We start from the raw sequence: 18,729 nt of genomic DNA, 5'->3' as shown, positions 1-18,729 counted from the left end.
AACGTTGGTTTGCTTTGTGGCAACTTATGGCAACGGCTCGAGGTCTTCGCCTTCTTTCTCAATTTCCGGCGGCATTAAGTCTTCACGACTTACGCCTAAGGCAAATGCCAACGAGCTCGCAATATAAATTGATGAGTAGGTACCAATAATGACACCAAACAACAATGCCGTTGCAAAACCATGAATAAGCTGACCGCCTAAAAAGAACAACGCAAGTAACACCAGAATTGTCGTTAATGAGGTGATGACCGTGCGGCTCATGGTATCCGTTAAGGCTCCATCAATGGTTTCTTGCGCTGTATACTTGTGATACTTACGGAAGTTTTCCCGAATTCGGTCACACACAACCACGGTATCGTTGATCGAGTAACCAATAACGGCCAACAACGCCGCTAATACGGTTAAGTCGAACTCAAGCCCTAAAAACGAGAATAACCCAAGCGTCAAAATAACATCGTGTGCCAATGCGCCCACGGCACCTAGAGCTAAACGCCATTCAAACCGTAACGCGATATAGACCAAAATACACAATAATGCGGTGAGCATGGCTAAACCGCCTTGCTCAGTCAGTTCATCGCCTACTTGCGGACCAACAAACTCAATACGCCGCATTTCAATTTGGTCGTCGCTACTTTGCCGTAACAGGCTAAGTATTTGATTCCCCAGCTCTTGGGCTTTCACACCCTCTTGCGGCTCAATACGAATAAGCACGTCTTGCTGGGTACCAAAGTTTTGTACAACAGCGCCACCAAAACCATTGGCATCTAAGGTGTCACGAATTGCTGGTAAATCAGCCGAATTCTCGTAGCCAACTTCAATGACGGTTCCGCCAGTGAAGTCTAACCCCCAGTTCAATTGGTTAACACTAAGGCTTACAATTGAGGCAATGACTAAAACAGCGCTTAACACCCATGCGCCGAACCGAAAGCGCATGAATGGCAGGGTTTTATCGGTTTTTATAATCTCGTGCATAATTCTCCCCTTATACCGACAACTTATCGATGCGCTTGCCACCCCACACAGCATTAATAACTGCACGGGTACCGACAATTGCGGTAAACATCGAGGTGATAATGCCAATTGCTAAAGTAACCGCGAACCCTTTCACTGGGCCGGTACCAATAGCAAACAAAATAATGGCGACAATTAACGTGGTCACGTTAGCGTCCATAATGGTTGAAAACGCACTATCATAACCATGGTGAATCGCTTGTTGTGGACTACGTTTGGCTTTAATTTCTTCACGTATACGCTCAAATATCAGCACGTTCGCATCAACCGCCATACCAACAGTTAATACAATACCCGCCATGCCCGGTAAGGTTAAGGTTGCCCCCGGAATCATCGACATCACGCCAATAATAAGCACTAGGTTTGCTGTCAAAGCTAGATTTGCCACCAAGCCAAACTTTTTGTAGTAAATCACCATAAATATGATAACCAGCAAAAAGCCCCAAATAATCGCTTGCGTACCTAGCTCGATATTCTCCTTACCCAAGCTTGGCCCCAAGGTGCGCTCTTCAACAATTTGAATAGGCGCGATTAATGCACCGGCACGTAATAACAGCGCTAGGTTTTGTGCTTCTTGCTGCGAGTTAATACCGGTAATACGGAAGTTATTGCCTAAGCGTGACTGAATGGTCGCTACGTTAATAACTTCGGCATTGCGCTCAAAAATAATACGATCATTTTCGTCGCGCTCACCGGTTGCTTTAAACTCAATGAACAACGTCGCCATAGGTTTGCCGACGTTGTCGCGCGTAGCCAGTGACATTTTGTCACCACCGGCACCGTCAAGTGAAATACTTACCTGCGGACGCTGATTCTCATCAAAACCTGACGTGGCATTGACAATATGATCACCGGTAAGAATAACATCTTCTTTTAACAGCGTATTACCGCCGTTTCGGTTCGGAAATAATTCTGAGCCAAAAGGCACTCGGCCTTGCTCTGCTTCATACACGCTGTTTTCGTCATCAACCATGCGAAACTCAAGCGTTGCTGTAGCGCCCAAAATTTCTTTCGCACGCGCAGTGTCTTGAACACCAGGTAGCTGCACCACAATACGGTCTGCGCCTTGGCGTTGAACTACTGGTTCAGCAACACCCAGCTCGTTAACACGGTTACGCAAAATAGTGACGTTTTGTGAAATCGCGTAGTCTTGCGTTTCTTTTAATTTGGCCTCAGTCATGCGTAAACGCAGTGTCCGAGTCGCTTCGTCTTCAACAAGGGTATAGCCAGGATAACGATTATTTAAGTAACTCTCAGCGGCGGCGTAGTCTTCGTCTGTGCGCAGCTGAACAACGACATCACTATCATCACGGCGAATACTGGTTGAACGAATTCGCTCTTCACGGAGTTCACCGCGCACCGTATCGCGCATTTGGTCTTGAATTTTTCGGGTAGCTTCGGCCATGTCCACTTCCATTAAGAAATGCACACCACCACGTAAATCAAGGCCTAACTTCATTGGCGTGCCGCCAATATCAGCAAGCCAATCTGGCGTTGCTGGGGCCAAGTTCAACGCCACAATGTAGTTGGTGCCTAAGGCTCGCAGCAAGGCGTCACGCGCTTGTAGCTGCTCAGCATCAGAATTGACCCGAACTAAAATTTGGCCTTCTTCTAACACCACACCCTTAGGTTGAATTGCGATATCTTCAAGCGTTTGTTCAACCGTACCCAAGGTTTGAGTGTCTACGGTTGCGTTACGGCTAGCCGAAATCTGCACTGCATAATCTTCACCATAAATATTTGGTAATGCATACAGCGCGGCCATCGCCAAAATGACGATGACCATCAGATTTTTCCATAGCGGAAACTTATTTAACACGTTAAATCCTTATCTCTTGTTACAGAGATTTCATCGTACCCTTAGGCAGAACTGCAGTAACTGCTGATTTCTGTACAGTGACTTCCATACCTTCAGCAACCGCGATAACCATAAAATCTTTGTCTTCTGAGATTTTAGTAATGCGACCAACAAAACCACCATTCATTAATACTTCGTCGCCTTTACTAATGCTAGAAACTAACTCTTTGTGTGCTTTGACACGTTTTGCTTGTGGACGGTAGATCATGAAATAAAAGATCAAACCGAACATAACCAGCATAAAAATAAGCTCCATGCCGCCACCTTGTGGTGCGCCAGCTTCTTGTGCGTATGCTGTTGGAATTAAGAAATCCATGTGTATCCCCTTATGTATTTTTAAGTTATTGAGGTTAAAGATGGGGCTCAATTTAAAGCAAACAAGCCCTTTTCTCCAATTTTTAATGAATGGCAGGCATTCTAACGAATTTCTGCTTAAATAGGGAGAAAATTGACGTACACTGAACAAGTACAAAACGTAACCGATTGGAACGGCTAAAGAAGCGCAACGATAATATGGAACTCACCACTTTATTTTATTGGATTGATCACTTAGGTGTCGCTGTGTTTGCGATATCGGGGACCTTGTTGGCGTTTCGCAAAAACATGGATGGCTTCGGCGTTATTGTTCTAGCCACAGTCACGGCCATTGGCGGCGGTACCACGCGCGACCTAATTCTTGATATGCCTGTGTTTTGGGTATATGACCCAAATTATTTATATACCGTTGCCTTGGCCGCACTGACCACAATTTTATGGCTACGCTACAAAGCTTACATTCACCAAAAAACGTTATTACTTGCCGATGCCGTCGGTATTGGTTTTTTCACCGTTATGGGAGCTCTGAAAGCTTTAGAAGCAGGCTTCTCACCGCTTATTTGTATCATTATGGGAACCATGACAGCCTGCTTTGGCGGTATGTTACGCGACGTATTGGCTCGAGATATTCCCATGGTACTAAAAGGGGAATTATACGCTACGGCCTGCTTAATTGGAGGCACTGTGTTTGTGTTTATTGCCCCCTATTCACAGCTGCTAGCTATTTTAGTGGGCGGCATTACCACCGTACTGCTGCGTTTAGGAGCACTGCGATGGCAATGGTCTCTCATTGTTTTTCATGAACATCACGATGGGCATCGTTAACCCATGTTAAGCACCGGTACGGCAATATTATTGGCCATTGCATACATTGCCGTATTGTACAGTATTGCCTACCGCGGCGAGCGTAAACCGCCGAACCAAGTCAAACCCTACCGCTATGCCTTAGCGCAAGGCATTCACTGCACCACATGGGCCTTTTACGGCACCATAACCCAGTCAGCTTTCTATGGCTGGTCTGTGGCGCCAACTTATATTGGCGCTATGGCGGTATTCTTGTTTGCCCACCGTATTCAAATGCGGTTACTGCACGTTTGTAAGCAACAAAACCTCACCTCGATTGCCGATGTTATCAGCCACCGCTATGGCAAATCGCCTAGTTTAGCCGTTGCGGTCGCGTTAATTGCGTTAATCGGTATCGTGCCATATATCGCTTTGCAGTTACGCGCTATTAGCGGCAGCTTTGCCACTGTAACTGGGCTTGCTGATAAACCAGTGCCTTGGTTTGGCGACGTGGCGGCATTAGTGGCTCTTGCCATGATGATGTTTGCCATTCTATTTGGCACGCGGCGCATGAGCCTAGCTGAACAGCATTCTGGTCTCATGGACGCTGTCGCTTTTGAGTCGGTGGTAAAATTACTAGCTTTTATGGCAGTGGGTATTTTTATTAGCTACAACATGTTCGATGGTGTGGCTGACATATTTTTGCAGGCGGCCCAGGCTAAAGATGTCAGCCCCGTGTTGCAAGGTCAAACAAGCGGCGGTTTTGTTTACTTGACGCATATTTTACTGGGGGCGATTTCAATGTTTTGTCTGCCCCGACAATTTCATGTTAGCTATATTGAGAACACTGACCCAGAAGAGTTGCGCACCGCGCGCTGGGCGTTTCCATTATACCTGTTCGCCATTAACTTATTTATCTTGCCGATAGCACTTGCAGGCCTGCTTTTGGTTCCAGAAGCGGCCAGTTCAGACGCCTTTATGCTCGTTATTTTGCAACAGTCGGACTCAGCAATAATGACCGTTATCGCCTTTATCGGTGGCTTAGCTTCAGCCACTAGCATGGTCATTATTGCAACCTTGGCCTTGAGTATTATGATGTCGAACGACGTCGTCATGCCAATTTGGTTGCGCAATACCCGACGAAAGCTAAGAAATGTCACTTTTACGCCCAAACGCATTCTTCGTATCCGCCGTACCACTATTTCGCTTATCATCATTTTAGCTTTTGGCTTTCACAAGTTAACCGAAAGCACGCTACCGTTAGTGAATGCTGGCTTGCTTTCATTGGCATTATTAGCCCAACTTGCCCCTGCTTTGTTGGGTGGCCTTGTGTGGTTACGCGGTAGCAGGCTTGGCGCAAGTTTAGGTATTTTAGTCGGCACAAGCTTGTGGGTATGGCTATTGTTTCTGCCGTCTATTCAACTAAATCGGGGGCTGTCCGATTTACAATTAAGCTATGGCGTGCTGCTGAGTCTTGGCGCCAACTTAGCACTTTACATGTTGGTTTCATGGTTAAGCCCAGTTAGCACCATTGACCAACAGCAACGCCGCTTGTTTACTGACCCCACCGGCGGGCACCCAGAACTTTATCAGCATCAACCGATTAGTTGGGGCCGCCTACGGCAATTGTTAGCGCGCTTTTTTGACTCGCTCGAACTTGAGCGGTTAAGTGAGCGTTTACATCAAGATTTATCGACCGCACCTGCCGATGAGCTCGTCCCGAGCGCACTCTTAGCCCGCATTGAACGGGAGCTCTCAGCCGTTATTGGAACGGCTGCGAGTCGTATTTTGCTTGATACTGTCACCCAGCAACCCAGTGTGCCCATCGCCCAAGTAGTGACCTGGGCCACCGAAGCCTCGCAACTGTATAAGTTTAACCGTGAGCTACTGCAAGCCTCGGTCGAGAATATTCCACAGGGTATTAGTGTTATTGACCAAGACCTACGCTTAGTCGCTTGGAATCGCCGCTATGTTGAAGTATTTCAATACCCCGCCGGCTTTTTACAAGCTGGCATGCCAGTGGCTGACCTGTTGCGTTACAATGCGCAGCGCGGCCTCATTCAAGCCGATATTTCTGCAGACTTAGAAGATGAAGTCAGCAAGCGTTTAGACTACCTGCGCCAAGGCAGCGCCTACCGGTATCAACGCCAACAAGGTGACCATGTTATTGAATTGCAAGGGGCGCCGATGCCCGGTGGAGGCTTTGTTACAACCTACACAGACATCACCGATTTAGTGCAAGCGCAACGAGCGCTAGAGCAAGCCAATGCGGAGCTTGAGCAACGCGTGGCAGAACGCACCTCAGAACTAGTCGTAGCGAAGCAAGCAGAAGAACAAGCTCACCAAAGTAAAAGCCGTTTTTTTGCCGCGGTAAGTCACGACTTGATGCAACCGTTTAATGCCGCAACCTTATTCTGCGACATGCTGACCCAGCGTTTGCATGATGAGCCGGCAAAATTGGCACGACAAATTCAACAGTCGTTAGCTAACGCGGAAGAATTATTAACCATGCTGTTAGAAATGACGCGTTTAGAAGCCGGAAATCTCCCAGTAAATTATCAGCAAGTTCATTTGCATGAAGTTATTCAGCCATTAGTTGAGAGTCAACGAATAATCGCTGCCGAAAAAGGCGTGAGCATCGACTATGTACCCACACGGTTAACACTTCAAACTGACCGTAAAATGATTAGTCGCATCGTGCAGAACTTAATTTCCAACGCGGTGCGCTATACCGAGCACGGTAAAGTACTTATTGGTGTACGCCGCAATAAACAGGGTGCGCAATTACACGTCATCGATACCGGTTGCGGCATTCCGAGCGATCAAAAAGATAAAATATTTAAAGAGTTTCATCAGGTAGAACAAGCTGGTGAAAATCCGGGCCTCGGGCTCGGCCTTGCTATTGTTGAACGTATGTGTCGATTACTTAACATACCTATCTCACTCAAGTCCGAAGTTGGCCACGGCACAACTTTTAGCCTAACTTTTACCAAGGTTGCTTGGCAACAGCAATTGGCTAAACCGCGACGTACGGCTATTGGTGCAAACGATAGTTTTCTCCGACATCGCACAATTTGGTTACTCGACAATGACGCGGCAGTATTACAGGCCATGACGCAGTTACTCGAAAGCTGGGGCGCTACAGTGCATAGTGCAGCCAACCGCGAGCAGTTGCCTTGGCAGCTAAGCTGTCCGGATTTACTAGTATTTGACTACCACTTAGAACAATACGATACGGGGATAGACGTGCTGCGTGTGGTTCGAAAGGCTTTTGCAAATGACCACATTCCGGCAATAATTAATTCGGCAGATCCTGACGAAACCGTGCGTGAACAAGTTATTAGTGAGCAGGCTCTGTTTATTCCCAAGCCAATAAAGGTGGCGGCCTTAAAACGCTTAATTAAGCGTCTGCTTCGTGACTAAATTCATTGGCATTGAGCATTTGTTTGAAAACAATACCGGCTTGTGTGCGATTAATCACATTTAATTTGCGTAATATGGCTGAAACATGCTGTTTAATTGTGGTTTCTTGCACATTGAGCTCATAAGCAATTTGTTTATTGAGTAACCCATCGGCTAAACACTCAAGAACACGAAACTGCTGAGGTGTTAATTGTTCCAAACGACTCGCAAACTCTGCATGCGCCCCGGCATCACTCGCTTCGACATCATCCCGCAAGTGTTCAGGTAACCAGGTATCGCCCGCTAACACCGTGTGCACTGCTTGTTGTAACTCTGCTAAAGGCATCGACTTTGGTATGTAGGCACTAGCGCCGAAGGCCATTGCTTGACGAATGGTTGGCACTTGCTCATTGGCCGAAACAATCACCACCAATATGTCGGGGTAGCGACTGCGTAACGACGTTAAGCCGGTTAATCCGCGATTACCCGGCATGGTTAAATCTAGTAGAACCAACTCAATTTGCGGTTCGCGCCGAATCAATTCAAGTAACTGCTCAAACGATGCGACTTCAAGAATAGGAGCGTCTAGGGTTTCACCTAGTGCCTGTTTTAAAGCGGCTCGAAATAACGGGTGATCATCGGCAATAACTGCACGCGCCATAACTAAACCTGATTCAGTGGAATTCAATTGACTCATGCTAGCGCGTCCAAAGGGAAAAGTCAGTGGTTACCTGAAATGAAAATCAGGTAACCACTGCGTGGGGTTAAAACTTGTACCCCACAGCCAGGGAAACAGTACGTGGGTCGCCATAATAACCAACCACAGCATCGTCGCCGAAAGTTGGTCCGAAGTTATAGCCACCTACGCGATACTCTTCATCAGTAAGGTTCTTGCCGTGCAAGCCGACCGACCAATTGCTGTTGTTGGAGTACCACACCACACTGGTATTAAGCAGACCATAACCTTCTTGATCTAACGCCGACGGTGCCTCAAACATCTGTGTATCATCACGGTAGGCGTAATTACCAGACCAAACAATTTGACCGAACGATGTATCAAATGTTTGATTGAAGCCTACGTTATAGGTTAACTCAGGTGTATTTTGGAACGACCACGCATTGGTGACGTCGGTTGTGTCGCCAGTAGCTGGCTCTGTATAAATCACCGAATCGAACTCGGCATCTATGTAGCCCAACATCGCAGTCACATTTAAGCTATCTGTTGCGGCGAATACGGTTTCAAACTCAAAGCCTTTAACCGTTGACTCACCCGCATTCAATACTTGTGACGAAATACCTGCTGGCACAACACGTTGCACTGTCACTTGCATGTCTTGGTAATCAGAGTAGAACACGGCGGTGTTCAAACGCATACGACCATCCATTAATTCGGTTTTCATACCAAATTCCACGGTATCCACAATTTCTGGATCGTAGGGTTCATTGATGGTTGGGTTAAGCGACTGATCAGCTCGCATATCTACGCCGCCAGACTTAAAGCCATTGCTATAGCTACCATAAACCATGACGTCTTCAGATAACTTGTAGTTCAATGCCACATGTGGCGAGAACTTACTCCAGTCAGCCTTAGTCGTGAATTCAGAGTTAACCGCAAACGGTGTACCGTAATCCGCATTCGGGTCTTGGTTAATATAATGAACACCCAAGTAGGTATAACGGAAAACATCTGCTTCTTTTTCGTCTTTAGTTAGACGACCACCCACGGTTAACGTTAAGTCATCCGATATTGCGTAGTTACCTTGGCCGTATACCGCCAAGCTATCGGTGTCTACGCAGCCGCCATTATCAACGGTTACGCCACCCAAAGCTGCTAGGTACATAGGTAGCACAGTGCCGAACACGCCACAGGCTTCACCATCGTACAAGTAAACGCCACCAACGAAGTCAAAGTTTCTATTGTTGGAATAACTCACCTGGAATTCTTGGGTGAACTGCTCGTCTTCGTAAATTGCTGGCACCATAAAAATAGGTTCGCCAGTTGAGTTAAAATCGATGTTTGTGTTGGTATAACCTTCACGGCTTGCGGTAATTGACTTGAAGGCCCAATCATCATTGATATTCCAGTTGTAGGTTAATGACCAACCTTCGGTTTCAACGGTGTTATCAACCGGCATCGCTGTGTTTGAATTATAAACGTCGGCATAAGGTTCTTGACCAGTTACAGCACTGGTTAATAATCGATAACCACCTTTGGAATTCGAGCTATCATCGGTATTATCGTATGAAAACTTCAGATCCATGTCGTCATTAATGAGCCACTTGGCTGATAACCGATAGGTCATGAGATCTTTATTGTAGTTTTCCTCGCCAGTATTAACGTACTCGCCAAAACCATCACGGTTCAATGAGGCAACAGCTGCGCCTACATAAAAATTATCAGTCAATGCTGTCTGACCTGAAATTTTGATATCGCGCTGATTGTAGCTACCAATTGTTCCTTGTACTGACAGTTCGTTATATCCGGTCAGTTCTTTGGTGACATATTTAAGTGCGCCACCAATGGTGTTTTTGCCGTACAAGGTACCTTGCGGCCCACGCAAAACTTCAATACGTTCTATATCAAATACTTCTAATACCGCGCCTTGAGGGCGTGCGACATAAACATCATCAATATAAACACCAACACCTGGCTCAAAGCCCCATAATGGGTCTTGCTGACCAACACCACGAATATACGCGGTTAGAGTAGAGTTAGTTCCTCGACTTACTTGAATTGTGGCGTTTGGAATGCGCTGTTGTAGCTCTGTAATATCTTCCACACCAACAGACTCAAGGTCGCCGGCACCAAACGATGACACCGAAACAGGCACATCCTGAATGCTCTCTGTTTTGCGGCGTGCGGTTACTTGAATTCGTTCTAGGCCTTTCAGCTCGTCACTGGTGCTACTATCTTCTTGCTGCGCATAAGCCGGCATTGCCATTACTGAAGCAATAGTTGCGGCTAACAATGAGCGGCGAAACATGGGTTGATTCATGATGTCAATCTCCCGAGATGGTTAAGTTGTTGTATCTGTCTAGTTTTGTTGTTATCTCTGTTGCAATACTGCAACTCAAACGATTCTTTTGTCATGGCCTATGTACCCTAGCTGAAAGTTTTGTGTTTGTATTCTGTACGTTAGTACTATGTAAAAAAATAAACGATTAACGCATCATACAAACACCAACACGGCGCTTCGGGTCATGGCACATCTGAAACGAACCGGTTAAAGAGGTAATGCATGTTAAGCATGATTGGTCTTGTGGGTGGGCTTGCCCTGCTTATCATTCTGACGTTACGCGGAATGAACTTATTTATTAGTGCGCCGCTGTGCGCCGTCATTGTTGCATTGTGTAGCAACGTGCCCCTATTTCAGGGTGAACTTAATTTTGTCAGTGCTTACATGGACGGTTTTGCTGCATTCGTCGCAGCATGGTTTTTCATGTTCTTGCTCGGCTCTATCTTTGGTAAGTTCATGGAAGATACCGGCGCCGCTGACAGTGTGGCAAAGTGGATTATTAATAAGCTTGGTCGCAAACAAGCCATGCTTGCAGTCGTGCTGGCCTGCGCTATTTTGACCTACGGCGGGGTTAGCGTGTTTGTAGTGGCGTTTTCGGTTTACCCGATGGCCTTGTCTTTGTTTAAAGATGCCAACCTGCCACGACGATTTATCCCAGCCGCCTTGGCCTTTGGCTCGGTTACCTTCACGATGACTTCAGCAGGCTCACCAGAAATTCAAAACTGGATACCTATTCAATACTTGGGCACATCACCATATGCAGCATGGGAAGTTAGTCTTTTCGTTGCTGTACTTATGGCCTTGTTCGGTTATTGGTGGTTGAACCGATTAATTGGTAAAGCCGTTGCTAATGGTGAAACTTTTGAATCTCGTGCTGATGATCCCAAAAATCTTGAGCGCGAATTGCCGTCCCCAATTAGTGGTTTGGTACCTCTCATTGTGGTGTTAACTTTGAGCTTCTTGTTTCATGAAGAACTTAAACAAAACGCTCTTATTATTGCATTATCAGGTGGTGTCTTAGCCATTGCGATAATTAACCGCAACTATTTCCACAACATATCGCAAGCTCTAACTGAAGCATCAACCGGAGCTTTAGTGGCCATTGGTAACACCGCTGCAGTGGTCGGCTTTGGTAGCATCGCCAAAGTAACTCCCGCTTTTGAGCAAGCTGTGGCTGTTATGACAAACCTACCAGGCAATGAACTTGTCGGTGCTGCCGTTGCAGTAAGTGTCATTGCGGGTTTAACCGGTTCTGCGTCAGGCGGGCAAGCCATCGCGTTACCCGTGTTAGGGCCTCACTATATTGATGCCGGCGTGAACCCAGATCAGCTCCACCGCATTGTTGCAATTTCATCGGGTGCGCTCGACTCATTGCCGCACAACGGCTATGTGGTAACAACCATTCGCGGTATCTGTAAAGAAACGCATCAGGCTGCTTATTGGCCAGTTGCGGCCGTAACCGTGGTGGTTCCTTTTGTTGGTTTGGCCGTTGCCATTGGCTTGTTCATTTGGTGGTAAAAGGAGTACACCAGTATGTTTGAAACCTCACAGCAGACACACCCAGTCTTACCAGGTGATGCACAATCAAGTCAGCTGCTGATCATTGATCTATTGCGACATGCAGTACGCCGACATCCAACGCAAGAAATCGTCTCGCGTCGTTTAGAGGGAGATATTCATCGCTACACCTATGCTGACTGTTACCAGCGCACTAGTCAGCTGGCTCACGCCTTAACTGAGCTGAATATAGAACCGGGTGATCGCGTTGCCACTTTAGCGTGGAATACTTATCGCCATATGGAGCTGTATTACGCGGTAAGCGGTGTTGGTGCGGTTATTCACACCGTAAATCCGCGTTTGATTGCCGATCAAATTCGATGGATTATTAACGACGCTGAAGCGACTTGGCTGTTTATTGACATTAGCTTCATGCCATTGCTTGAAGAGTTTGCTACTGACCTAAAAACGGTCAAAGGCATTATTGTGTTATGTGACGAAACAGCACAACCTAACGTTGATCACTTAGCCTTACCGGTGCACAACTACGAAGCGCTATTGGCAAATAAGCCGCAACAGTTTAACTGGCCAGTATTCTCCGAAAATACGGCAGCGCTTCTCTGTTATACCTCGGGCACAACCGGCAACCCAAAAGGCGTGTTAACTTCTCACCGTTCAACCGTGTTACACGCTCAAGCAACCGCTAGCGCAGAGCTACTAGACTTACGTGAGGACACCGTGCTCATGCCGATGGTAGCGATGTACCATGTGGGGGCCTGGGGTGCTCCATACGCAGCGCCATTAGCCGGCTGCAAATTGGTACTTCCAGGGTCTGGCATGTCGGGTGACGCGATGTATGAGCTCATTCATTCAGAACAGGTTACGGTTAGTCTTGGAGTGCCGACTATTTGGTTAACCCTACACAGCTATTTAAGTGAAACTAAGCAACGGGTTCCTTCATTGCAGCGGGTTTGTGTCGGTGGAGCAGCGTCACCTTTGGGGCTCGTAAAAATTTATGACGAGTGCTACAACATTTATTGGCAGCCTATCTGGGGGATGACCGAGACTGGTCCTTTAGCATGTTCGGCACCGCCAACAGCTAAGCTAATGGCATTACCTAAAACCGAAAGATATGCCATTCAAACCACTGCTGGGCGAGCCTGCTATGGGGTCGATATGATGATTGCCGATGCGAACGGGAATCCACTGCCACATGATGGCGAAACTTCTGGCGAGCTGCGTGTCCGCGGACCTTGGATAACACAGCGCTATTTTCAGCGTGATGATCCAGAAACATTTCCCGATGGCTGGTTAGCAACGGGTGACATTGCCGTTATCGATAGTCACGGATACATGAAGGTTGTTGATCGTAAGAAGGATGTGATTAAAAGCGGTGGCGAGTGGATAAGTTCGCTCGAAATTGAAAGCATTACGAGTCAACACCCCGCGGTGAAAGAAAGCTGCGTCATTGGTGTGAAACACCCTAAATGGGATGAGCGACCTCTGCTTCTGGTTGTATTAAATACCAGCGCAGCCATCAATAAGCAGGATATTTATGAGTTTTTAGCTGGAAAAATAGCCAAGTGGTGGACCCCCGACGACATTTTAATTGTCGATGAATTGCCACATACCGGCACCGGCAAGCTAATCAAGAATGAACTGCGCAAGCAGTACTTTAATTACCTGATGGAGCAATCATCATGATTTCGCGTTTATTAACAACTTTTTTAGTTGCTGCATGTATTGCGTGTAGCTCTGCGGCTTATGCTGACTTACTTGTTGAAAAGAAGACCTTCAGCAGCAAAAACTTTAGTACCGTAAGCGGCGAAACCATTGCTGAAGTCAATGTCGGCTGGGAAGCCTACGGCAAGCTCAATGAAAATAGAGACAATGTTATTCTCATTACCCACTTTTTCTCGGGTAATAGTCATGCTGCTGGCAAGTACACGCCAGACGACCCACAACCAGGGTACTGGGACGCGATTATTGGGCCAGGCAAAGCGATTGATACCAATAAATACTACGTTATTAGTTCTGACACTTTGGTGAATGCTTTTCCCAACTTACCACATGTTGTTACTACGGGCCCTGCATCTATTAACCCTGAAACCGGCAAACCATACGGTTTAGACTTTCCGGTGGTGACTATTCGAGATTTTGTCAACGTTCAACACGCCCTGCTGCAAAGTTTAGGCATCAAGAAGCTGCATGCTGTCGTTGGTGCATCAATGGGATCATTACAAGCCATTGAGTGGGCAGCAGCTTACCCCGACATGGTCGAGCGCATGGTGTCGGTAATTGGTGCCGGAGCAATGGACGCATGGACTATAACCGCTCTTGAACATTGGGCACGGCCTATTCGTTTAGACCCGAACTGGAATGGTGGGGATTACTACAGTGGACCAGCACCATTAGTTGGCGTTACCAACAGTTTAGTCATGATTACTCAGCAAGCCATGCATCCAGTGGCCTTTAACGCTATGTCTCCGGCACAAGAGGTATTACCTAAATCGGCACTCGAAAGTGTATTAAATGGCTTACCTGCAACCGACTTTTGGTTCGGTGGCGCTGCGCAGCGTGCACCGCTTGCGGACGCAAATCATATTCTTTATTTAGTTCGCGCAAATCAGCTTTTTGTCGCCGGTCATGACAAAGACTTAGCAACGGGACTTGCACAAGTAAAAGCAAAAACACTGTTCCTACCGGCAAAAAATGATTTGTTGCTACAACCTTATTTAGCGAAGCAAGCCGTGGATGTTTTAGAAGAGCAAGGCAAGCAACCTAAGTACGCTGAAATTGATGGAACCTTCGGGCATTTGGACGGTGTTTATAATATTCAGTCTAAAGCAGAAGAGTTAGCAGAGTTTATCAATAACTAATGGGGTCGAGAACACCGGTTCAACCGGTGTTCTCTGCGGTTTAATTACCACCCAAAATACCTTTTAGCTTGTCTTTTAGTTTGTCTTCAATAGCACCTTCGAACTTGGCTTTTAATAAGTCTTGAAGCTTCTTGTCTCGTTGCTCAGCATCAGACAGCAAGCCTTCAAATGCTGCCAAGTCGTCTTGGTTGGCACCTAAAAAGCCACTTGACTGTTCTTGCAGACGGTTCTGCAGGCCAGACAACTCAGCTTTGCCAGCGTCTAAAGCCGCCGTTTTCAATGCGTTACCTAACTGACGATCTAAATCAGAAGCAAAGCTGAACGATGGCTGTGTTAGCTGGCCTGCAATATCCGCATTAATATCTAATCGGTTTAGCTGAGTCAGCGCATCGGCAACGACTGCTGCCCACTTATTATCGGCATTGGCTGACACCTTCATATCTGATAGCCGAACCGTTCCGCCACCATCGAATACACTGTTCTGCAAGGTTACTGTACCTTCAGAGTCTAGCAACGACGCTAATAAGGTTGCTGTAAACTGAGTTTGCTCGCTCAGCTTAAGGTTATTCAACCGAATACCTTGAACTTGCCACTGCTGTTTTGCATCTATACCATCCGCCGTTAAAGCAAGCTCACCATTCAGGTTTAACAGCTGCCATAAAGCCGAATTGGCTGCCCGCGCCACAAATGTCGTAGGCTGGCCTAATTGCTCATGCTGATGAGTGATATTTGTCCAGTCTACGTCCAACAGCGATTCGCCCCAAGCAAATTCGGTTTTGGCTTTTTTTATTAAAAATGACGGTGGTTGTTGCGTATTGCTGAACTCAAACCAAATACCTTCACCGCGTTGTGGTTTAATCAGCTTTTCGTCAGCTGAGCGCGCCAACATTGGAGCCAGTTGCTCATAAGCAAGTAGCATATATTCGCTCCATTGGCGCATTTGTTCACCGAACAATACCGCAGTAATTTCGCTTAAACCTTCGCTATTTAGCTGCATGAGTTGCTGCGCGCGTTCCATATCCGCAGCTGGCGCAGCTTTTACTACTGCAAATGCAGACTTTAACTGCGACAAGGATTCTTGCGCAGATACTTTTATCTCATTGATTTGTGCTTTGTCAGCCTCAAACTTTTTCTTCAATGCTGCAAATTCTTCTCGCTTTTGCTGTAACTGTGTTGGTGTTTCAATTTTGCTTTCGCTAAGTGCTTTCAATTGCTGTTCATATTCAGCTAGCTTTTCACGAGTTGGTAGCTTCGCCTTAATGTCTTCAAGCGTTGCTTTGCTCTGCGCAATAGATGTTTTTGCTTGTTCAATTGCCGCAGGCGTTTTTAAATCAAGGCGCGCGACAATATCATCGGCACTAGGCAAGCTTAAATTAAGCGACTCCAGCCCCTGTTTAGCCCAGGCTTTCGCATCCTCTTTAGTTGGTGCGGCATAAACCTCACCCGGCGCTTGGCGCGGTTGAAACGCGCGAATACCTGAACTAACCACATTTTCAAAGTGTAGGCGCCCCAATAGTAATTGCTCTAGGTTTAGTTGTGCGGTTACTTCACCAATCACCAGCCGATTCATCTCTGGCTTAGCTGGGTCGGTTACCTGTACTCCAGATATTTTGACACCTAAAGGACTCCAGCTATGCTCAACCGACTCAATGTTAACTTCCGCTCCGTTTAACGTGCCTACCGAGGTTTCAAAGGTCCATTTTAAAATGGTGTCTAACAGCAACCAGGTAAACGCTGCTAACAACGCACAAATAATGACAAATGCAGCCAAGCCAGGCCAGCGAATAGCACTGCGGCGCATCTGCGGCTTTGATGTTGTATCAGTCATAATGATTAGCCTCGTAACTCTGAATAAATAGCCCAGAACCTGTTGGCCTTAAGCATTTGTACAATTTTAAGTTTATTAAACCAAGTTTGAATTCGACGTCGATATTGCGTGATGATATAGAAGCTCACCCCTAATAAGACAGGGGCAAATGCGATACTTAGAAGAAAGCTACCGAGGGTAATAGTGTGGTGGAATTGCATGACCCGCCAAAAGGCTGACTGATATAACGACTGCCACAACGGTTGCCAGCTTTCATGCGACAGTAAGTAAAAGCCTACTTGATGAAACCATGGGTCTAGTAAATAAGCTATCGCTGAACAGACGGCAAAACTCAAAATAAACCCAGTTAGGTTAATTCGAAATAATAACGCAATCAGCAAGATAACTAGATTGTGCACTCGCCATAATGGCGTAAAACCCATCACCATACCAAGCACAAATGCAAAAGCTAACGCCCATGCACCAGACTCAGAGTTGAGTGCTTTAAAAAACTTTGCCAGCAAAGTGAGCATATCAATAAACTCCACGCTATATTTGTAACAACAAGAATAGCTTACATGAACCGATAGAGCTATTTTTCAAGGTAAAAATTTACCGAAAAATATATTTCGTAGGGCTATTGTGTTTTGGTTAAATTAAGCTAAAAATGCGCGGCAAATTAGCATTGGAGCAATCATGCAAAACTCAGCTTTAATCATTCTTGATGACATCACCGACTGGCAGCCGTATTACCCTAGCCAGTCAACCGTTACCGCTAGTGAATACTTACTTCAAACATCAAGTAAAAGTCGCACTCAAATCCTCAATTTATGCGGCGATTTAAGCTATTTATCGACCGGCTATTACGTTAGCTTGTTAGCAGAAGCTAGGGGGCAGCGCGTACTGCCGTCGGTGACAACAATTAACGACTTAGCCAACTTCAACCATTATCAGTTGTTACTGGCGAATACTGACAAAGCACTGAATAAATTTCTAAGCGCCGCAGACAAAGAAAAGTCCGTTCGTGTGCTGATTTGCTTTGGACAAACAGAACAACCATTGCTGAGTAACTTTGCACGACAGATATTTGACCGCTACCCATGCCCCATCATTTGGGTGGAGTTTAGTTATCAAGGCCGTTGGTTTATTAATCAATTGATTGCAGGCGCACTACCAGACTTGTCTGACGACCAACAAACCTTTTTTGGTGATGCCTTGGATAGTTTTAGCAAACGCGTTTGGCGCAAAGCACGCGCACCCAAAGAGTACCGCTACGATTTGGCAATTTTGCATGACCCTAATGAACCGATTCCTACGAGCGATAAGAAAGCGCTGCAAAAATTTATTAAAGCAGCCAAAGAGGCTGATATTGAAGCCGAGCTGATTACGGCTGAAGACTACAATCGATTATTGGAGTTTGACGCCTTATTTATTCGTGAAACAACACGAATAAACCATTACACCTACCATTTTGCAAAAAAAGCAGAAGCCAATGGCATGGTGGTTATTGACGCACCGCATTCTATTTTGCAATGTGCCAACAAAGTATTTTTGAAAGAACTTTTAGACAAGCACCATATTCCTACACCACGCACCGAATTGCTGCTTAGCCAACAAGAACTTGACTACGCAAAAATTGGTGAGCGTTTAGGCTATCCAGTGGTTCTAAAAATTCCAGATGGTTCATTTTCTATTGGCGTTGAAAAAGCCGAAAATGAGCAAGAATTTCGTCGCGTTGCTGCAGAGTTATTTAATAAATCAACGATTTTGCTTGCGCAAGAGTTTGTAAAAACTGACTTTGACTGGCGTATCGGTATTTTAAACAACCGACCAATTTATGCCTGTAAATATTTTATGGCGCGTAATCATTGGCAAATATACAACCATGCGAGCTCAACCAGCCGAGCTAAGTCTGGTGGTTTTGAAACTGTAGGTGTGCATCAGGTACCGAAAGACGTAGTGCGCACGGCGTTACAAGCCACGCGTCTTATTGGTGATGGTTTGTATGGTGTCGACATGAAGGTCACACCCAAAGGTCCAGTTATCATTGAGATAAACGACAACCCTTCGATTGACGCTGGGGTTGAAGATTTGCTGTTAGGTGACGAGCTATACCACATTATTATGCGCGACTTTGCCCGTCGCCTTGATGAAAAATAA

At 46.2% G+C, this 18,729-nt stretch carries 13 protein-coding genes; 6 read left to right on the top strand and 7 right to left on the bottom strand.

Annotated elements, in window-relative coordinates:
• Positions 1–24 precede the first annotated feature (24 nt).
• The 3 genes from secF to yajC are packed head-to-tail and all read right to left on the bottom strand — an operon-like array spanning position 25 to position 3,185.
• A complete protein-coding gene (gene secF, locus BM334_RS07605; protein WP_092840328.1) occupies positions 25–972 on the bottom strand; it encodes a protein translocase subunit SecF in 948 nt (315 codons plus the stop codon).
• Between the two features lie 10 nt (positions 973–982).
• A complete protein-coding gene (gene secD / locus BM334_RS07600) occupies positions 983–2,830 on the bottom strand; it encodes a protein translocase subunit SecD (RefSeq protein WP_092840325.1) in 1,848 nt (615 codons plus the stop codon).
• Between the two features lie 19 nt (positions 2,831–2,849).
• Entirely contained in the window at positions 2,850–3,185 is a 336-nt protein-coding gene (gene yajC, locus BM334_RS07595; protein WP_055439540.1) for a preprotein translocase subunit YajC, read from the bottom strand.
• A gap of 197 nt (positions 3,186–3,382) precedes the next feature.
• On the opposite strand from yajC, the gene BM334_RS07590 reads away from it, so the two are divergent.
• Positions 3,383–4,009 (top strand): trimeric intracellular cation channel family protein, encoded by a 627-nt coding sequence (locus BM334_RS07590; protein WP_092840322.1) that lies wholly within the window; start codon positions 3,383–3,385, stop codon positions 4,007–4,009.
• A 3-nt stretch (positions 4,010–4,012) separates the two neighbouring features.
• Complete coding sequence (locus BM334_RS07585; RefSeq protein ID WP_092840319.1) at positions 4,013–7,390, top strand: hybrid sensor histidine kinase/response regulator; 3,378 nt, start codon at positions 4,013–4,015, stop codon at positions 7,388–7,390.
• On the opposite strand, the gene BM334_RS07580 is transcribed toward BM334_RS07585, so the two are convergent.
• Both BM334_RS07580 and BM334_RS07575 read right to left on the bottom strand, forming a co-directional pair.
• Positions 7,368–8,030, bottom strand: a complete 663-nt coding sequence (locus BM334_RS07580) for a response regulator (RefSeq protein ID WP_092840637.1) — start codon at positions 8,028–8,030, stop codon at positions 7,368–7,370. The genes BM334_RS07585 and BM334_RS07580 overlap by 23 nt on opposite strands.
• A 103-nt stretch (positions 8,031–8,133) precedes the next feature.
• Complete coding sequence (locus tag BM334_RS07575) at positions 8,134–10,365, bottom strand: TonB-dependent receptor (RefSeq protein WP_092840316.1); 2,232 nt, start codon at positions 10,363–10,365, stop codon at positions 8,134–8,136.
• Positions 10,366–10,608: 243 nt separating this feature from the next.
• Between BM334_RS07575 and BM334_RS07570 the strand changes: the two genes are divergently transcribed.
• From BM334_RS07570 to BM334_RS07560, 3 genes are read left to right on the top strand one after another with little or no spacing between them, the layout of a single operon-like run.
• A complete protein-coding gene (locus BM334_RS07570; RefSeq protein ID WP_092840313.1) occupies positions 10,609–11,904 on the top strand; it encodes a GntP family permease in 1,296 nt (431 codons plus the stop codon).
• 15 nt (positions 11,905–11,919) lie between these two features.
• On the top strand, positions 11,920–13,587 hold the full coding sequence (locus BM334_RS07565) for a long-chain fatty acid--CoA ligase (RefSeq protein ID WP_092840310.1): 1,668 nt from the start codon (positions 11,920–11,922) through the stop codon (positions 13,585–13,587).
• Entirely contained in the window at positions 13,584–14,762 is a 1,179-nt protein-coding gene (locus tag BM334_RS07560; protein ID WP_092840307.1) for an E22 family MetX-like putative esterase, read from the top strand. The genes BM334_RS07565 and BM334_RS07560 overlap by 4 nt, the downstream gene beginning before the upstream one ends.
• A 40-nt stretch (positions 14,763–14,802) precedes the next feature.
• On the opposite strand, the gene BM334_RS07555 is transcribed toward BM334_RS07560, so the two are convergent.
• On the bottom strand, positions 14,803–16,590 hold the full coding sequence (locus tag BM334_RS07555; protein WP_241970949.1) for a TIGR03545 family protein: 1,788 nt from the start codon (positions 16,588–16,590) through the stop codon (positions 14,803–14,805).
• 5 nt (positions 16,591–16,595) lie between these two features.
• Complete coding sequence (locus tag BM334_RS07550; RefSeq protein WP_092840304.1) at positions 16,596–17,102, bottom strand: TIGR03546 family protein; 507 nt, start codon at positions 17,100–17,102, stop codon at positions 16,596–16,598.
• Positions 17,103–17,265: 163 nt separating this feature from the next.
• On the opposite strand from BM334_RS07550, the gene BM334_RS07545 reads away from it, so the two are divergent.
• Positions 17,266–18,729, top strand: a complete 1,464-nt coding sequence (locus tag BM334_RS07545; protein WP_092840301.1) for a RimK family ATP-grasp domain-containing protein — start codon at positions 17,266–17,268, stop codon at positions 18,727–18,729.

This window comes from Pseudidiomarina donghaiensis (genome assembly GCF_900116895.1).
GTDB classification, from domain to species: Bacteria; Pseudomonadota; Gammaproteobacteria; order Enterobacterales; family Alteromonadaceae; genus Pseudidiomarina; species Pseudidiomarina donghaiensis.
Note: the sequence above shows the minus strand (reverse complement) of the source record. Positions and strands in the feature narration are given on the sequence as shown.